We start from the raw sequence: 15,735 nt of genomic DNA, 5'->3' as shown, positions 1-15,735 counted from the left end.
GCGTAGATTCCCGCCACCGATCCGCGGCCCGCCGGGGATCGGCCCATCACAACCCCTCGGGAGATTCGTCCATGTTCCGCCGCAATGCCCTTCAATCCGTCCTCATCCTGGCCACGGCCGCCCTGCTGGGCGCCTGCGCCAGCGCGCCGACCTCCCGCACCCTGAGCGGCACGGTCGCTGATACCAAGGGTCTGAGCACCTTCCAGCAACTGGTCGCGGAAGCCGGCCTGGCCGGCACGTTGGAGGGCGCCGCCCCTTACACCGTATTCGCCCCCTCGGACGCGGCCTTCCAGGCGGTGCCCGCCAAGACCCTGGCCGCTCTCAAGGCCGACAAGGCGCAGCTCAAGGCCGTGCTGAGCTACCACATCGTGCCCGGCGCCCTGGCCGCCGCCGACCTGAAGGCCGGCAATCTGAAGACCTTGCAGGGCGCCAATGTGGCCGTGTCCCGCGCCGGCACCTTCGTGACGGTGGAAGACGCCATGGTGGAGCAGGCCGACCTGCGCGCCAGCAACGGCGTAATGCACGTGATCGACCGCGTGCTGATGCCGCCTAAGAAGTAAGCCACTGCTGCAGAAGCCGCTTACCACCGCCCCAAGACCCATCCGATGGCAGACAGCCGCCCTCACCCTCCGGCCGTCCGCGGCCTCAGCCGCAGGCAATGGTTGGGGTGCGCCGGCGCGCTCGGCGCCGGGGCGGCTTTGCCGGCCGGGGCCCAGGGCGATGCCCCGCGCACGCTGGCCGTGGCCCAGATCGCGGACATGTCGGCCGCCCACCAGGACGTGGGACGCGATTTCCTCACCGGCTCGCGCGCCGCGTGGCAGGAGGTGAACGCCCGCGGCGGCATCAAGGGCCGCCCGGTGCAGCACCTGGTGTTCGAAACCGACGGCAGCCCAGCCACCCTGCGCACGGCCGTCCAAGCGGCCGGGGCGGACAGCGCCTGCCTGGCACTGTCGGGCTGCGTGGCCGACGATGCGGCCGCGGCCATTGCCGCCCTGCCGTCCACAGGCGCGCCGCTGGCCCAGATCGCGCCCTGGCTGCTGCGCCAGTACGCGGACTGCACCGACACCGTGTTCCGCGTGTTTCCGGACTACCAGGCGCAGATCGCGCATGCACTGAAGTCGCTGGCGAACATCGGCGTGCAGCGCCTGTCCGTGCTGTTCGCAGACAGCCGGCTGGCGCAGCAGCTCCAGCCCTCCGTGGCGCAGGCGGCCGCGGCGCTCCGGCTGCAGGTGCGAACCATCGCGCAGCCCAGCTCTGCCCCGGGCCAGACCGCAGGGCGCCCGCCGCCGGACGCGCTGCTGCTGTTCATCGGCGGCACCCCCGAGCTGCACGGCTTCGTGCGGCAGCTGCAGCTGCCCGCCGGCGGGCAGTGCTACGTCATCGCACTGGCGGATGTGAACCTGCAGGTGCTGGCGCAGCTGGGCGGCGTGCCACGCGGCGTCTCGGTGATCGCCACCCAGGCCGTGCCGGCGGTCACGGCCGGGTTGCCGGTGGTGCGCGCCTACCGCGATGCGCTGGCCCGGCTGTATGACGAGCCCCCCTCGCCGCTGGGCCTGGCCGGCTTCATCGCCGCGCGCTACACCGCCGAGGTGCTGGCGGGCGTAAGCGGCCCACTCACCCGCGCCAGCGTGCTGGCGGCCCTGCGCCAGCGCCCCACCGTGCAGGTGGGCGGGTTCAGCGTGGGCTACCAGGACGGCCGGCTGGTCACTCCGCCCGTCACGCAGACCATGCTGAGCGCCCATGGCCGCATCGTGGGCTAAGAGCCTGTTCACGATCTTCCAGGGGTCGCGCAGCGGCCTTTGCGGGAGGGGATGCAAGGCGCGGTGCGCAGTGGATAGCCCCCGCTATCCACCAGCGTCGCAACGCCGCAGACCGCCCGCAAAGACCGCGGCCCGAAGGGTTGGAGCGAAATCGGGCCACAGGAAAGACGCCTTGACGCCCCGGCTGCTTGCATGGGCACAAGCCCATGCGGCGCATCCGAGGCATCCACTCATTCCGATTGCGCTCCAACGCGGTCCCCTGTGAGATCGTCAACAGGCTCTAAGGCCGTCATCGCACGGCCGGCAGCGCGGCGCAGATGCTATGCTGCCCCGCCAGAAAACCAGCGCGCCCGACCGCGCACAACAATGCAAGATGGAACACTGCTCGCGGCTGTGGATCTGGGATCCAACAGCTTCCGCCTGGAAATCGGCCGCTTCGAGCACGGCCACATCCAACGCGTCGAATACCTGAAGGAAACCGTCCGCCAGGGCGCCGGCCTGGACGAGAACCGCAACCTCAGCGCCGCCGCCATGCAGCGCGGCTGGGACTGCCTGGCGCGCTTCGCGGAGCGGCTGGCCGGCTTTCCGCGCGGCCACGTGCGTGCCGTCGCTACCCAGACCCTGCGCGAGGCGCGCAACCGCGACGAGTTCACCCAGCGCGGCAGCGAGATCCTGGGCTATCCGATCGACATCGTCTCCGGCCCCGAAGAGGCCCGCCTGATCTACCAAGGGGTGGCCCACCTGCTGCCGCAATCCGACGAGCGCCGCCTGGTGGTGGACATCGGCGGCCGCTCCACCGAGATCATCCTCGGCCAGCAGTTCACGCCGCACGCCGTCGCCTCGTTCCGCGTGGGCAGCGTGGCCTGGTCGAGCCGCTATTTCGCCGAAGGGCTGTTCACGCCCCAGGCCTTCCAGGCCGCAGAGATCGCCGCCAAGGCGGTGCTCGATGAAGCTCTGGGCACCTACCGCCGCGACGCCTGGGACGTGGCCTACGGCTCCTCCGGCACCGCGGGCGCCGTGGGCGACATCCTGGAGGCGCTGGGCGGCCCGCCGGGCGTGATCACGCGCGAGGGCCTGGATGCGCTGCACGAGATGCTGCTGCGCGCCCGCAGTGCCGACCGCGTGCGCATGGAGGGCCTCAAGGAAGACCGCCGCCCCGTGATCGGCGGCGGCGTGAGCGTGCTGCGCGCCGTCTTCGACCTGCTGGAGATCGACCGCATGCAGGTCGCCCAGGGCGCCCTGCGCCAGGGCGCTCTGTACGACCTGCTGGACCGCGAGCGGCCCGGCACCGATCTGCGTTCAGCCACAGTGCGCGGCCTGATGCAGCGCTTTGCGGTGGATACGGAGCATGCCGAGCGCGTCGCCCGCCTGGCCTGCGCGCTGTTTGAGCAGGCCGCGCCGGCCGGCAGCGAACGCGCGTCGCGCAAGCTGGACTGGGCGGCCCGCCTGCACGAGGTGGGCTGCCGCATATCCCACAGCGATTACCACCGCCACGGCGCCTACATCCTCGACCACACCGACGCCGCCGGCTTCGCCCTGCCCGAACTGCACCGCCTGAGCCAACTGGTGCTGGGCCACCGCGGCAAGGTGCGCAAGCTCGAGGCCGGCCTGGACGACCCGACCTTCGCCCTGCAGCTGATGTGCTTTCGCGTGGCCGTGGCGCTGTGCCACGCGCGCCGCGCGCCGGACGTGGAAGGCCTGCAGCTGCGCCTGCAGGGCCAGCGCTGCACCATCAGCACGCGGCCCGGCTGGGCAGCCAGCTACCCCCAGTCGGCGCATCTGCTGCGCGAAGAGAGCGTGGCCTGGCAGAAGACGCCCTGGGAGTTCGCGGCCGAGCTGCCGTGACGCGCGAAGTCAAACGGTATAAACTGTTTATACCGTTTACTTCCAACCACGCCATGTCCGCTACCCGCAACTCGCCCACGCCCTCCTCCGCCGCTCCCGCCACCGCCCCGTTGGCTGCTGCGGCACCCGCCCCGGCCGCCGCGCCCGCTCCGGCGGCCCCGGCCAAGACGGCCGCTGCCGTAACCTCAAAGCCTGCCGTCCGCACCGCGCCCACCAAAGCACCGGCCAAGGCATCGGGCAAATCGCCTGTGTCCGCCAAGGCAGCCACCCCGGCCAAGCCCGCCCCGGCCGGTGTTGCCGCCGCTGCGAAGCCTGCCAAAGCCGCCGCCCCCGCTGCAGCGCCCGCCCCCAAGGAAGCCAAGGCCAAGAAGCCGAAGCTGGTGCGTGACAGCTTCACGATTCCGAAGGACGAGTACGCAGCCATCGAGGTGCTCAAGCAGCGCACCGGCCAGATCGGCCAGACGGCCAAGAAGAGCGAGCTGCTGCGCGCCGGCCTGAAGCTGCTGGCCAGCCTGGACGATGGCGCCCTGGCGAAGGCGCTGCAAGCCGTACCGTCCATCAAGACGGGGCGCCCGAAGGCGGACGTCGCCAGCGCGGCACCGGCTGCCGCCGCCAAGACGGCCAAGGCGGCGCAGCCCGCCAAGGCCGCCAAGTCCGCGAAGGCGCCGCGCAAGTAATCAAAAAAGAGAGCTGCCTGCGCTTGCTGAGCAATGATTTCCAAGCCCTATAGCATTGGATCGCTTGCCCATCAAGCGCCAGGCGCTCTGGTTTTGATAGTGGCTAGAGCAGTTCCGGCGACTGCACCGTCAGCAGCACGGTCTCGCTGACGTCCTGCCGCTGGCGCTGGCGCAGCCACCACACGGCCCCCTTGCGGATAGCGCAGTCCGGCGCCTGCAGGCCCATCAGCTGGGCCACGGTCTGCCCGAGCAGGGGCTGGTGGCCCACCACCAAGACCGCGCCGCGCGCCTTGGGCCACTGCGCCAGTTCCAGCAGATCGGCCGGCGTGCCGCCGGGCAGCAGCTCGGCGCGCAGCTTGTACTTGCGGCCCAGGGCCTGGGCGGTCTGCTCGGTGCGGCGTGCCGGGCTGGCCAGCACGCGCAGGCCGTCGGGCAGTTGCCGGTCCAGCCAGGCGGCCATGCGCGCCGCCTGCTTCTCGCCCCGCCCGGTCAGGGCGCGCTCCAGGTCCTCGGCCCCGTCGGCAGGGTCTTCGGCTTCGGCGTGGCGCCACAAAATGAGGTCCATCATGCCGGCCCGCCCTGGTGTGCGCCTCCGGCAACGGGGTGACCGCTGCGGCCCGCAGGCGCAGAACCCGATGGAGGCGCCGGCGCATACCGTGCCGACAGCGCCTGCTGCGCGCCCAGGCCGTCCAGGGGCCGCGGCGCGCGCTGGTAGCGGCCATCGGGCTGCAACGTCCAGGCGTCGCGATCGTCGTGCAGGTAGGCGACCAGGCATTCGTCGATGATGCGCTGGCGCAGCTTGGGATCGGTGACCGGCCAGGCCAGCTCCACGCGGCGCAGCATGTTGCGGTTCATCCAGTCGGCGCTCGACAGGTACAGGTCTTCGGCCGCGCCGCTGCGAAAGTAGAAGACCCGCGTGTGCTCCAGAAAGCGCCCGATCACCGAGCGCACGCGGATGTTGTCCGTCACGCCCGGCACCTGCGCGCGGAGCATGCAGGCGCCGCGCACGATGAGGTCGATGCGGGCGCCACGCTGCCCGGCGCGCACCAGCGCATGCATCAGGGCCTCGTCGGTCAGCGCGTTCATCTTGGCGACGATGCGCGCGTCCTCGCCGCGCTCGGCGGCCAGGCCCACCGCGTCGATGCGCTCGATCATGGCCTGCTGCAATTGGAAGGGTGCCAGGATCAGGCGCTTGAGCCGCGGCAGCTGGTTCTGGCTGGCCAGGTGGTCGAAGACCGCGTCCATGTCGGCCATGACGCGCTCGTCCGCGGTGAGGTAGCTCAGGTCGGTGTACAGGCGCGCCGTGCGCGGGTTGTAGTTGCCGGTGGACAGGTGGCCATAGCGGCGCAGCGTGCGGCCTTCGCGCCGCGTCACCAGCAGCATCTTGGCGTGGGTCTTGAGCCCCACCACGCCGTAGACGACCTGCGCGCCGATGGACTCCAGCGCTTCGGCCCAGTTGATGTTGGCCTCTTCGTCGAAGCGGGCCTTGAGTTCCACCACGGCCATGACTTCCTTGCCGCGGCGCACGGCCTCGCGCAGCAGTTCCATCATCTCGGAGTCGGAACCGGTGCGGTAGATGGTCTGCTTGATGACCAGCACCTGCGGGTCGTTCACCGCCTCGCGCAGGAAAGCCAGCACGCCGTCGAAGCTCTCGAACGGCTGGTGGATCAGCACGTCGCGGTGGCGCATCTGCGCCAGGATCGATCCACCGCCGGCAGGCATCTGCAGCGGCCAGGCCGGCCGGTGGGGCGGGAACATCAGCGCCGGGTCGTTGACCAGGTCGACCAGCTGCGACAGCCGCACCAGGTTGACGGGGCCATGCACACGGTACAGCGCGGCGGCCGGCAGGCCGAACTGCGACTGCAGAAAATCCGACAGGAAGCGCGAGCACCCCGCCGACACCTCCAGCCGCACGGCCTGGCCGTAATGGCGGTGCTGCAGGCCCTGGCGCAGGGCGGTGCGCAGGTTGCGCACGTCTTCCTCGTCCACGGCCAGATCGGAATGGCGCGTGACGCGGAACTGCGAGAACTCGGACACCTCGCGCCCCGGGAACAGGTCGGCCAGGTGGGCGCGCACGATGCTCGACAGGCTGACGAACTGCGCCCCCGTGGGCGCCACCTGCGCCGGCAGCCGCAACACGCGCGGCAGGATGCGCGGCACCTTCACGATGGCGATCTCGTTCTCGCGGCCGAAGGCGCCGTCGCCCCGCAGGCGCACGATGAAGTTGAGCGACTTGTTGGCCACCTGCGGAAACGGGTGCGCCGGATCGAGCCCCACCGGGATGAGCAGCGGGCGCACCTCGCGCAGGAAGTAGTCGCGCACCCAGCGGCGCTGCGCGCCGTTGCGCTCGCCGTGCGAGACGATGCGGATGCCGTGCTGCGCGAAGGCCGGCACCAGCGATTCGTTGTAGAGCGCGTACTGCCGCGCCACCAGCGCGTGCGCCTTGGCGGCCAGCGCCTCGAACGAGGCCACGCTGTAGACGCCCTTGGTATCACCGCTCTGAGCAGCCGTCAGGTGCGCGGCGGCCCGCACCTCGAAGAACTCGTCCAGGTTGGACGAGACGATGCACAGATAGCGCAGCCGCTCCAGCAGCGGCACATCGGTGCGCGCCGCCCAGTCGAACACGCGCTCGTTGAACGCCAGGATGCTGTGGTCCCGGTCCAGGAAGGGCACGGTCGGGGCTACTGCGGCTGCATGTAGCAGGCCACGGCCCTGCTCCGGCGGGTCGGTGGCGAGCAGGAGCGGCGGGACCGGTTCGGCAGCGGAAAACGCGGGCATGGGAGGCGCAGGAGCGGTAGCGGTAGCGGAGACGGTTTCAGTATTGACACCCAACATGACACCTTGATGACACCGACTTGTTTCCGTCACAGGAGGTGAAGCCGGCCCGGACGGTTCGCCCACCACGCGCGGGACAGCGTTTTGCTTTCAGATGGCGCGTGGCGCGTTCAATTGCCCAGAAAGTGCTTGCGGTAGCGCAGCGGCAGATCGTGCAGGCGCATCAGCATGGGCAGGTCGGCGGTATTGAAGTCCGGGTCCCACGCCGGCGCGCCCAGCACTTTGGCGCCCAGGCGCAGATAGCCCTTGATGAGGGCGGGCGGCTCGATGGGCAGGGAGCCGTCGAGCTGCTCCACGGGCAGCGGCAGCCGCGGACGGACGTGGTAGTCGATCGGTGCCAGATGGGTCTGGCGCAGCTGCTGCCAGATGCTGGCCGCCGCATCGCCGCTGACCATGCCGTTGTGCAGCATGGGGATGCTGGCGCAGCCGATCATGGTGTCCAACTGGTTGCGGACCATGAAGTCGGCCAGGGCGCCCCACAGGGCCAGGATCACGCCACCATGGCGGTGGTCCGGGTGAACGCAGCTGCGGCCCAGTTCCACCATGCGCTCGCGCAGGCTGCGCAGGCGGGTGAGATCGAACTCGGTGTCGCTGTAGGTGCTGCCCACGCGGCGGGCCTGGGCCGGCGTCAGGACCCGGTAGGTGCCAATGACCTGTCGGGTGTCTGAGTCGCGGACCAGCAGATGCTCACAATAGTCATCGAACAGGTCCACGTCGTGGCCGGCCACCGGCGTGTTCAGCCGGGCGCCCATCTCGGCGGCAAAGACCGAGTACCTCAGTCGCTGTGCCTCGCGGATTTCGTCCTGGTGCCGCGCCCACGCGACGTCCACCCCGCCGCGCGCCTGCGCAGAGACTTCCACACCACCCGCGCTGCCAGGGCGGTGAAGTGACCCCCTGGGCAGATGGGATGGGCTCAACGGCATGGTCGGGCTGGGCAGATCGTTCATTCAGGCTCTCCTTGCAAAGGACTGCGGACTACGCGGGCCGCAACGTGCCACCGGATGTGGCGGCTTGCGGTGCTCCCGCTGCAGTGACTGTGCGCGTGCACCATGACCGGCCCATGTCCGTGCCATGACCGGACGATGACGCGCCATTCGCTGCGTGCCCGGGCCCTCTCGGCCATCGGTCCCTCCCGATGAGGGGAATGGCCTTGGATACCTGCGGCGCCACCAGCGCCAAGCCACACCCACTGCTACAATTTGGTACACATAGGCCCACTCCGCATTCCTCGCCCCGGGCCTGCCCTACCCCCACCCATGTCACCTTTGAACGGTGTGCTCGAGCTGCCGCAGCCCGAGACATCCTCCGGGAACACCCTGGAGCGCATCCTGCGGGAACAGCAGACGCTGCTCGACAGCGCAGGCGTCGGCATCGTCTTCATCCGCCACCGGGTGGTGGTGCGCTGCAACCAGCGCTATGCGGAGATCTTCGGCTACCGCTCCCCCGAGGATGCGGTCGGCCGCAGCAGCGCCAGCCTCTACCCCGGACCGCGAGGACTACCGTGCGCTGGGCCGGGCGGCGTTCCCCGTGCTGTCACAGGGACAGACGTACCGGGAAGAACGGCAGATGCGGCGCTGCAACGGGCGCCTGTTCTGGGGGCACCTCACCGGCCGCCTGATCAACCCGGCCGACACTTCCGAAGGCTCCATCTGGATCGTCGACGACATCGAGGAGCAGAAGCACGCCCAGGCCCAGCTCAACCGCGCCCTGCATGAGAAGCAGGTGCTCTTCGATCACGCCATGGTGGGCATCGTGTTCATGAAGGAGCGCCACCTCACCCGGTGCAACCGGCACTTCGAGCAGATGCTGGGCTATGGGCCGGGCGAGCTGGTCGGCATGCCCGCACGGCAGTGGTACATGACCGATGCTGACTGGGAGGAAGCCGGCCGCCGCTGCTATGCGCCGCTGGCGCAGGGCCGCGTCTTCGAGGGCGAGCTCACGCTGCGCAACAAGCAGGGCCAACCCATCGTCTGCGAGATCCGCAGCAAGGCCATCGATGCGGCCAATGCCCACGGTGGATCGATCTGGATCGCCATGGACGTGAGCGCGCAGCGCCACGCCCAGGCACTGCTGGCGAAAGTGCATGGGGAGCTTGAGCAGCAGGTGCGCGACCGCACGCGCGAGTTGCGGGAAACCGTGGACAGCCTGCACCGCGAGATCAACGACCGCAAGCACGACCAGGAACGCATCTACTGGCTGGCCCACTACGACGCACTGACGGGCCTGCCCAACCGCAGCCTGCTGGCCGAGCGCAGCCAGCAGGCCATCCGCCTGGCGCAGGAGAGCGATACACCGCTGGCCGTGATGTTCGTCGACCTGGACCACTTCAAGCATGTGAACGACTCCCTGGGCCACCGGGTGGGCGATGAGCTGCTGGTGCAGATCGCCCAGCGGCTGCGCGCCATCGTGCGCGAGCGTGACACCGTGTCGCGCCTGGGTGGGGACGAATTCGTGCTGCTGCTGCCCGGAGCCAACGCCCACGGCGCTGCGCGCGTGGCAGGCAAGCTGCAGGAAGCCGCGCGGGTGCCCACCAGATAGGCCACCACGAGCTGACGATGGCGCCCTCGATGGGCATCGCGCTCTTTCCGCAGGATGGCGTCGACTTCGAAACGCTGACCCAGTCGGCCGACACGGCCATGTACCGCGCAAAGCGCGATGGCCGCAATACGTTCCGCTTCTTCACGCCCGAGATGCAAGCCCAGTCCGTGCGCGCGCTGCAGCTCGAAAATGCGCTGCGCCGCGCGCTGGAGCGCAACCAGCTGTACCTGCACTACCAGCCGCAGGTCACGATCGCCACGGGCGCCGTTCGCAGCGTGGAAGCCCTGCTGCGCTGGAACCATCCCGAGCTGGGCACCATCTCCCCGGCCGAATTCATTCCCATCGCCGAGGACAGCGGGCAGATCCTGCAGATCGGCGAATGGGTGCTGCGCACGGCGCTGGCACAGCTGCAGGCCTGGCGCGCGCAAGGCCTGCAGCATGTGAAGGTGGCTGTGAACCTGTCGGCCATCCAGTTCCACCAGCCGCAGCTGCCGGAACTGGTCAACCGCCTGCTGGCCGAGGCCCAGCTGCCGCCCGACGCGCTGGAACTGGAGCTTACCGAAGGGGTGGCCGTGGCCGATCCGCGGGCGGCGATGTCCACCATGCAGCAGCTGCGGGCGCTGGGCGTGCATCTGTCGATGGACGACTTCGGCACGGGCTACTCGTCACTGAGCCAGCTCAAGCACTTCCACCTGTACAAGCTGAAGATCGACCAGTCCTTCGTGCGGGACCTGGAACACGACAGCAACGACCGCGCCATCGTCAGCGCCATCATCCGCATGGCCCAGGCGCTGGGGCTGCAGACCACCGCAGAAGGCGTGGAGACCGCAGCGCAGCTGCAGTTCCTGCGCGAGCAAGGCTGCGGCGAAGCCCAGGGCTACCACTTCAGCCCGCCGCAATCGGCCGACCAGATCGAGCTCCTGCTGCGGCGAAGCAGTGCGCCGGAGGCACTGCGCTGATGTGATATGCCCCGTCGGCCCGCTGGCGCATCGCTGGCGCACGCGGTCGGTCCATAGACACCAAAAAAGGCAGAAACGCTTTCCCCGCCTGGGCTTTCAGCTATTCAATTAATAGCAAAAGAAGAGATAGCCTGCGTCAGGCAGCGGGCGGGTCGGCTTTCCGACATCCGTACTCGCACATCGCCCTGCAGCGCGGGTACCATCAGTCCAGCCATTTCTGCATCAGCTGGGCCTGCCCCATCGCCGGGTCCAGGGTGTAGCCGGCGAAACCCTCGCGTTCGTAAGCCCGCACCGCCGGCGCATTGCCCTGCAGCACCTCCAGCGTGAGCTTGCAGGCACCGCGTTCACGCGCGATGCGCTCCACGGCCGCGAACATCTGCTGCGTGATGCGGCGGCCCCGCCATGCCGGCAGCACCGCCACATCGTGCACATTGATCAGCGTACGGCAGGCGAAGGTCGAGAATCCTTCCAGGCAGTTGACGAGGCCTACGGCCTGCGCCTCGCCGCCGTCCTCCGCGGCCGGCACCCAGGCGATCACGCTGAACGCGCCCTGACGCCCCGCCAGGGCCTGCGCCAAGCCGGCCTTGACGTCTGGAGACAGCGGCTCGCCACCGCCTGCCGGGTCGCGGGCGTAGGCATCCAGCAGATCCGCCAGGGCCTGCGCCTCGCGCGGATTCGCGTAGTCGACAACACGTATTTCCACCATGGCGCTCATCCTGCCTTTGCCGCGTCGGCCAGGCGCTGTGCGCAGCGGTTGGCCTGGTCGGCATCCCGCGCCTCCACCATCACGCGCAGCAGCGGCTCCGTCCCGCTCGCACGGATGAGGACCCGGCCGCTGCCTGCCAGTTCAGCCTCCACGGCCTGCGTGGCCTGCGCCAGCGCGGCGTTGGTCTTCCAGTCCTGCCCCGGCGCCAGGCGCACATTGAGCAGCACCTGCGGAAACAGGCGGATCGGCTCCAGCATGGCGGGCAGCGTGCGGCCACTGCGCACGCAGGCCTGCAGCACCTGCAGCGCGCTGATGAGGCCGTCGCCGGTGGTGTGGCGGTCCAATGCCAGCAGGTGGCCGGAACCCTCGCCGCCCAGCAGCCAGCCATGGCGCGCCAGTTCTTCCAGCACATAGCGGTCGCCCACCTTGGCCCGCACGAACTGCACGCCACGCTCCTGCAGAGCCAGCTCCACCGCCATGTTGGTCATGAGCGTGCCCACGACGCCGGGGACGATGTCGCCCCGGGCCAGACGGTCGGCCGCCAGCAGATACAGCAGTTCGTCGCCGTTGTAGAGGCGGCCGGCCGCATCCACCATCTGCAGGCGGTCCGCATCGCCGTCCAGTGCCACACCGTAGTGCGCATGGTTGGCGCGTACGGCGCGCACCAGCGCGTCGGGGTGCGTGGCGCCCACCTCGTGGTTGATGTTGAGCCCGTCGGGCGAGCACCCGATGGCCAGCACCTCGGCCCCCAGTTCATGGAATACCTTGGGCGCGATGTGGTACGCCGCCCCGTGCGCGGCATCCACCACGATGCGCAGGCCGCGCAGAGACAGGTCCTGGCCGAAGGTGCTCTTGCAGAACTCGATGTAGCGGCCCGCAGCATCGTCCAGGCGCCGCGTCTTGCCCAGCGAGGCCGAGTCCGCCCACACGGGCGGCTGGTCGAGCGCGGCCTCGACCGCCAGCTCCCATTCGTCGGACAGCTTGGTGCCGTTGGCACTGAAGAACTTGATCCCGTTGTCGGGATAGGCGTTGTGGCTGGCACTGATGACCACGCCGAGGCTGGCCCGCTGCGCCCGCGTCAGGTAGGCCACGCCAGGCGTGGGCAGCGGGCCGAGCAGCACGACGTCGACGCCGGCGGAGTTGAACCCGGATTCCAGGGCACTCTCGAGCATGTAGCCCGAGATCCGCGTGTCTTTGCCGATCAGCACCGTGGGGCGGGGCTCCTTCTCGCGCAGCACGCGACCGACGGCATGGGCCAAGCGCAGGACGAAGTCCGGGGTGATGGGCGGTTGCCCGACGGTGCCGCGGATTCCGTCGGTGCCAAAGTACTTGCGTGCCATGTCGTTATGTCCTCTCTCTATCGTTATGTTGAGGGTGATTGTGCCTCGGGACGGGCCTACTGCGCGGCGCCCCAGACCTGCAGCGCCGCCACGGTGTCCCGCACGTCGTGCACACGCACGATGCGCGCGCCGCGCTCAACGGCCAGCACGGCGGCTGCCACGCTCGCGCCGAGGCGCTGATCCACCGGCAGGCCGGTCACGGCACCCAGTGACGACTTGCGGGACCATCCGGCCAGCCAAGCGTGGTCGCCCGCTGCCATCAGTTCGTCCTGGCGTGCGAGCAGCGCGAAGTTCTGCTCCACCGTCTTGCCGAAGCCGATGCCCGCATCCAGCACGATCCGGTCCGCACGCACGCCGCGCGCCTCCAGGCCCGCAGCCTCGCGCCTCAGGAACGTGAGCACTTCAGCGACCACATCGCCCTCCATGGGCGCAGTCTGCATGGTCTGTGGATCGCGGTGCATGTGCATCAGGCAGATCCCGCAGCGCGCATGGGCGGCCACCACGTCGGCTGCGCCCGGCTGCCGCAGCGCCCACACGTCGTTGATGATGTCCGCCCCGGCATCCAGCGCCGCCTGCATCACCTCAGGTTTATAGGTATCCACGGACACTGGAACGCCGAGCCGGACGGCTTCTTTCACGACCGGCAGGACACGCGCCAATTCCTCTTCCAGACCGACCGCCGGGCTACCGGGGCGGGTGGACTCGCCGCCGATATCCAGAATCCCCGCCCCCTCGGCGACCAGGCGCTCGCAGTGCGCCAACGCCGCTGCCGGATCGGCGTGCCTTCCGCCATCGGAAAACGAGTCCGGCGTGGCGTTGACGATGCCCATGACCACAGGGCGGCTGAGATCGATCTGGAAACGGGAGGTCTGCCACAACATGGTTTCAGCGCGTGAACGGATAAACAAAAGGATGGGAGCAAGGGCCATGGGCATCCGGCCCCTTCGTGGAGAAGCCCGCGCCGTCGGCCCCAATGAAAAAACGGAGCCGCAGGGCTCCGTTTTTGTGGCGGATCAAACCGCCTCAGGCGGCCGTGGGGGCCGGATCCGTCGCGACCGCCGGCGTGCCGCCGCCCGAATTGTCACCACCCGACGAAGGTGTGCGCGGCGTCCAGTCCTTGGGCGGACGGGGCGGCTTGCCGGCCATGATGTCGTCCAGTTGCTCGGCATCGATGGTTTCCCAGTCCAGCATGGCCTTCGCCATGGCGTGCATCTTGTCCTGGTTTTCCTCGATAAGGCGGCGAGCCAGCGAGTACTGCTCGTCGATGATGCGGCGCACTTCGTCGTCCACCTTCTGCATCGTCTGCTCGCTCATGTTGGTGGTCTTGGTGACCGAGCGGCCCAGGAACACTTCGCCTTCGTTCTCGGCGTAAACCATGGGGCCCAGGGCCTCGCTCATGCCGTACTTCATTACCATGTCGCGCGCCAGGTTGGTCGCACGCTCGAAGTCGTTCGACGCACCCGTGGTCATCTGGTTCATGAACACTTCCTCGGCGATACGGCCACCGAACAGCATGCTGATCTGGTTCAGCATGTACTCGCGGTCGTAGCTGTACCGGTCCTTCTCAGGCAGGCTCATCGTCACGCCCAGCGCACGGCCACGCGGGATGATGGTGACCTTGTGCACCGGATCGCACTTGGGCAGCAGCTTGCCGATGAGGGCGTGGCCGGCTTCGTGGTACGCGGTGTTGCGGCGCTCTTCCTCGGGCATGACCATGCTCTTGCGCTCGGGGCCCATGATGATCTTGTCCTTGGCCTTCTCGAAGTCCTGCATTTCGACCGTGCGCGCATTGCGGCGCGCAGCCATCAGGGCAGCCTCGTTGCACAGGTTGGCCAGGTCAGCACCGGACATGCCGGGCGTGCCGCGGGCGATGACGCTGGGGTTCACGTCCTGGCCCACCGGGATCTTGCGCATGTGCACCGTCAGGATCTGTTCGCGGCCACGGATGTCGGGCAGCGTCACGTAGACCTGGCGGTCGAAACGGCCGGGGCGCAGCAGGGCCGCGTCCAGGATGTCGGGCCGATTGGTGGCAGCCACCACGATCACGCCGAGATTGGTCTCGAAGCCGTCCATCTCCACCAGCATCTGGTTGAGGGTCTGCTCGCGCTCGTCGTTGCCACCGCCCAGGCCAGCGCCACGCTGGCGGCCCACGGCGTCGATTTCATCGATGAAGATGATGCAGGGAGCGTTCTTCTTGGCGTTCTCGAACATGTCGCGGACGCGGGATGCGCCCACGCCAACGAACATTTCCACGAAGTCGGAGCCGGAGATGCTGAAGAACGGCACCTTGGCTTCGCCGGCGATGGACTTCGCCAGAAGCGTCTTACCGGTACCCGGAGGGCCGACCAGCAGCAGACCACGCGGGATGCGGCCACCCAGCTTCTGGAATTTCTGCGGGTCCTTCAGGAAGTCCACGACTTCCTTGACCTCTTCCTTGGCTTCGTCACAGCCTGCGACATCCGCGAAGGTGACGTTGTTGCTGTTCTCGTCGAGCAGGCGCGCCTTGCTCTTGCCGAAGCTGAAGGCGCCGCCCTTGCCGCCACCCTGCATCTGGCGCATGAAGTACACCCACACCCCGATGAGCAGAAGCATCGGGCCCCAGCTGACGAGCAGCGTCATCAGCAGCGAGCCTTCTTCACGCGGCTTGACGTCGAACTTGACGTTGTTGTTGATCAGGTCGCCCACCAGGCCGCGGTCCAGGTAGGTAGCGGTCGTGCGGATTTTGCGGTCATCGTTGGTGACCGCGACGATCTCGGTGCCGCCCTGCCCTTCCTGGATGGTCGCGCTCTTGATGCGGTTGCTGCGCACTTCTTCCAAGAATTCCGAATAGCCCACGGCGCCAGCGCCAGCGCCTGCTCGGGTGTCAAATTGTTTGAACACCGTAAACAGCACCATGGCGATGACCAGCCACACGGCGATTTTTGAAAACCACTGATTGTTCAAGCGGAACTCCAGAAACAGAAAGAGACAACGGCCACGAACGCGTCATGGAGACGTTCTGCCGCAGTTGAGGCACATTTTAGGCGTTTCAACCCTGCCGACGCTGCCATTTACCCCAGCAAGGGCCATGGTCAA

The 15,735-nt window shown here is 68.6% G+C and carries 11 protein-coding genes and 1 pseudogene; 5 read left to right on the top strand and 7 right to left on the bottom strand.

The genetic code is table 11. The annotated features are described in order from the left end of the window. The first annotated feature begins 71 nt into the window (after nucleotides 1–71). The 4 genes from QE399_RS14055 to QE399_RS14040 all read left to right on the top strand — a co-directional run bounded on the left by QE399_RS14055 (nucleotide 72) and on the right by QE399_RS14040 (nucleotide 4,282). Nucleotides 72–560 (top strand): fasciclin domain-containing protein, encoded by a 489-nt coding sequence (locus tag QE399_RS14055; protein WP_309829460.1) that lies wholly within the window; start codon nucleotides 72–74, stop codon nucleotides 558–560. 45 nt (nucleotides 561–605) lie between these two features. Continuing rightward, nucleotides 606–1,760: an ABC transporter substrate-binding protein gene (locus tag QE399_RS14050; protein WP_309829458.1), complete on the top strand. Its 1,155-nt coding sequence runs from the start codon at nucleotides 606–608 to the stop codon at nucleotides 1,758–1,760. Nucleotides 1,761–2,126: 366 nt separating this feature from the next. Further along, nucleotides 2,127–3,605: a Ppx/GppA phosphatase family protein gene (locus QE399_RS14045; protein WP_309829457.1), complete on the top strand. Its 1,479-nt coding sequence runs from the start codon at nucleotides 2,127–2,129 to the stop codon at nucleotides 3,603–3,605. A gap of 53 nt (nucleotides 3,606–3,658) precedes the next feature. Beyond that, nucleotides 3,659–4,282, top strand: a complete 624-nt coding sequence (locus QE399_RS14040; RefSeq protein ID WP_309829455.1) for a hypothetical protein — start codon at nucleotides 3,659–3,661, stop codon at nucleotides 4,280–4,282. A gap of 103 nt (nucleotides 4,283–4,385) precedes the next feature. Here the strand turns inward: QE399_RS14040 and QE399_RS14035 are convergent, their stop codons facing one another. From QE399_RS14035 to QE399_RS14025, 3 genes are all read right to left on the bottom strand, one after another. Then, complete coding sequence (locus QE399_RS14035; RefSeq protein WP_309829454.1) at nucleotides 4,386–4,850, bottom strand: SixA phosphatase family protein; 465 nt, start codon at nucleotides 4,848–4,850, stop codon at nucleotides 4,386–4,388. Beyond that, nucleotides 4,847–7,060: a polyphosphate kinase 1 gene (gene ppk1, locus QE399_RS14030; RefSeq protein WP_309829452.1), complete on the bottom strand. Its 2,214-nt coding sequence runs from the start codon at nucleotides 7,058–7,060 to the stop codon at nucleotides 4,847–4,849. The genes QE399_RS14035 and ppk1 overlap by 4 nt, the downstream gene beginning before the upstream one ends. A 167-nt stretch (nucleotides 7,061–7,227) precedes the next feature. Then, a complete protein-coding gene (locus tag QE399_RS14025) occupies nucleotides 7,228–8,064 on the bottom strand; it encodes a GNAT family N-acetyltransferase (protein WP_309829450.1) in 837 nt (278 codons plus the stop codon). Between the two features lie 309 nt (nucleotides 8,065–8,373). Between QE399_RS14025 and QE399_RS14020 the strand changes: the two are divergent. After that, nucleotides 8,374–10,614 (top strand): annotated as a pseudogene (locus QE399_RS14020) (sensor domain-containing protein). 202 nt (nucleotides 10,615–10,816) lie between these two features. On the opposite strand, the gene QE399_RS14015 reads toward QE399_RS14020, so the two are convergent. The 4 genes from QE399_RS14015 to ftsH form a co-directional block, all read right to left on the bottom strand. Continuing rightward, nucleotides 10,817–11,320 carry a GNAT family N-acetyltransferase gene (locus QE399_RS14015; RefSeq protein WP_405043684.1) on the bottom strand — a complete coding sequence of 168 codons (504 nt, stop codon included), beginning with the start codon at nucleotides 11,318–11,320 and terminating at the stop codon, nucleotides 10,817–10,819. 5 nt (nucleotides 11,321–11,325) lie between these two features. After that, entirely contained in the window at nucleotides 11,326–12,660 is a 1,335-nt protein-coding gene (gene glmM, locus QE399_RS14010; RefSeq protein WP_309829446.1) for a phosphoglucosamine mutase, read from the bottom strand. Nucleotides 12,661–12,716: 56 nt separating this feature from the next. Further along, nucleotides 12,717–13,541, bottom strand: a complete 825-nt coding sequence (gene folP / locus QE399_RS14005) for a dihydropteroate synthase (RefSeq protein WP_309832113.1) — start codon at nucleotides 13,539–13,541, stop codon at nucleotides 12,717–12,719. A 142-nt stretch (nucleotides 13,542–13,683) separates the two neighbouring features. Then, entirely contained in the window at nucleotides 13,684–15,603 is a 1,920-nt protein-coding gene (gene ftsH / locus QE399_RS14000; RefSeq protein WP_309829444.1) for an ATP-dependent zinc metalloprotease FtsH, read from the bottom strand. Between the last annotated feature and the right edge of the window lie 132 nt (nucleotides 15,604–15,735).

The organism is Paracidovorax wautersii (genome assembly GCF_031453675.1).
GTDB lineage: Bacteria > Pseudomonadota > Gammaproteobacteria > Burkholderiales > Burkholderiaceae_C > Paracidovorax.
This window is presented reverse-complemented; position numbering and strand designations above follow the sequence as displayed.

Bases quoted from the DNA above. Each gene is read 5' to 3' on its own strand.
- QE399_RS14055 (WP_309829460.1), top strand. From the start codon at position 72: ATGTTCCGCCGCAATGCCCTTCAATCCGTCCTCATCCTGGCCACGGCC.
- QE399_RS14050 (WP_309829458.1), top strand. From the start codon at position 606: ATGGCAGACAGCCGCCCTCACCCTCCGGCCGTCCGCGGCCTCAGCCGC.
- QE399_RS14045 (WP_309829457.1), top strand. From the start codon at position 2,127: ATGCAAGATGGAACACTGCTCGCGGCTGTGGATCTGGGATCCAACAGC.
- QE399_RS14040 (WP_309829455.1), top strand. From the start codon at position 3,659: ATGTCCGCTACCCGCAACTCGCCCACGCCCTCCTCCGCCGCTCCCGCC.
- QE399_RS14035 (WP_309829454.1), bottom strand. From the start codon at position 4,850: ATGATGGACCTCATTTTGTGGCGCCACGCCGAAGCCGAAGACCCTGCC.
- ppk1 (WP_309829452.1), bottom strand. From the start codon at position 7,060: ATGCCCGCGTTTTCCGCTGCCGAACCGGTCCCGCCGCTCCTGCTCGCC.
- QE399_RS14025 (WP_309829450.1), bottom strand. From the start codon at position 8,064: ATGAACGATCTGCCCAGCCCGACCATGCCGTTGAGCCCATCCCATCTG.
- QE399_RS14015 (WP_405043684.1), bottom strand. From the start codon at position 11,320: ATGGTGGAAATACGTGTTGTCGACTACGCGAATCCGCGCGAGGCGCAG.
- glmM (WP_309829446.1), bottom strand. From the start codon at position 12,660: ATGGCACGCAAGTACTTTGGCACCGACGGAATCCGCGGCACCGTCGGG.
- folP (WP_309832113.1), bottom strand. From the start codon at position 13,541: ATGTTGTGGCAGACCTCCCGTTTCCAGATCGATCTCAGCCGCCCTGTG.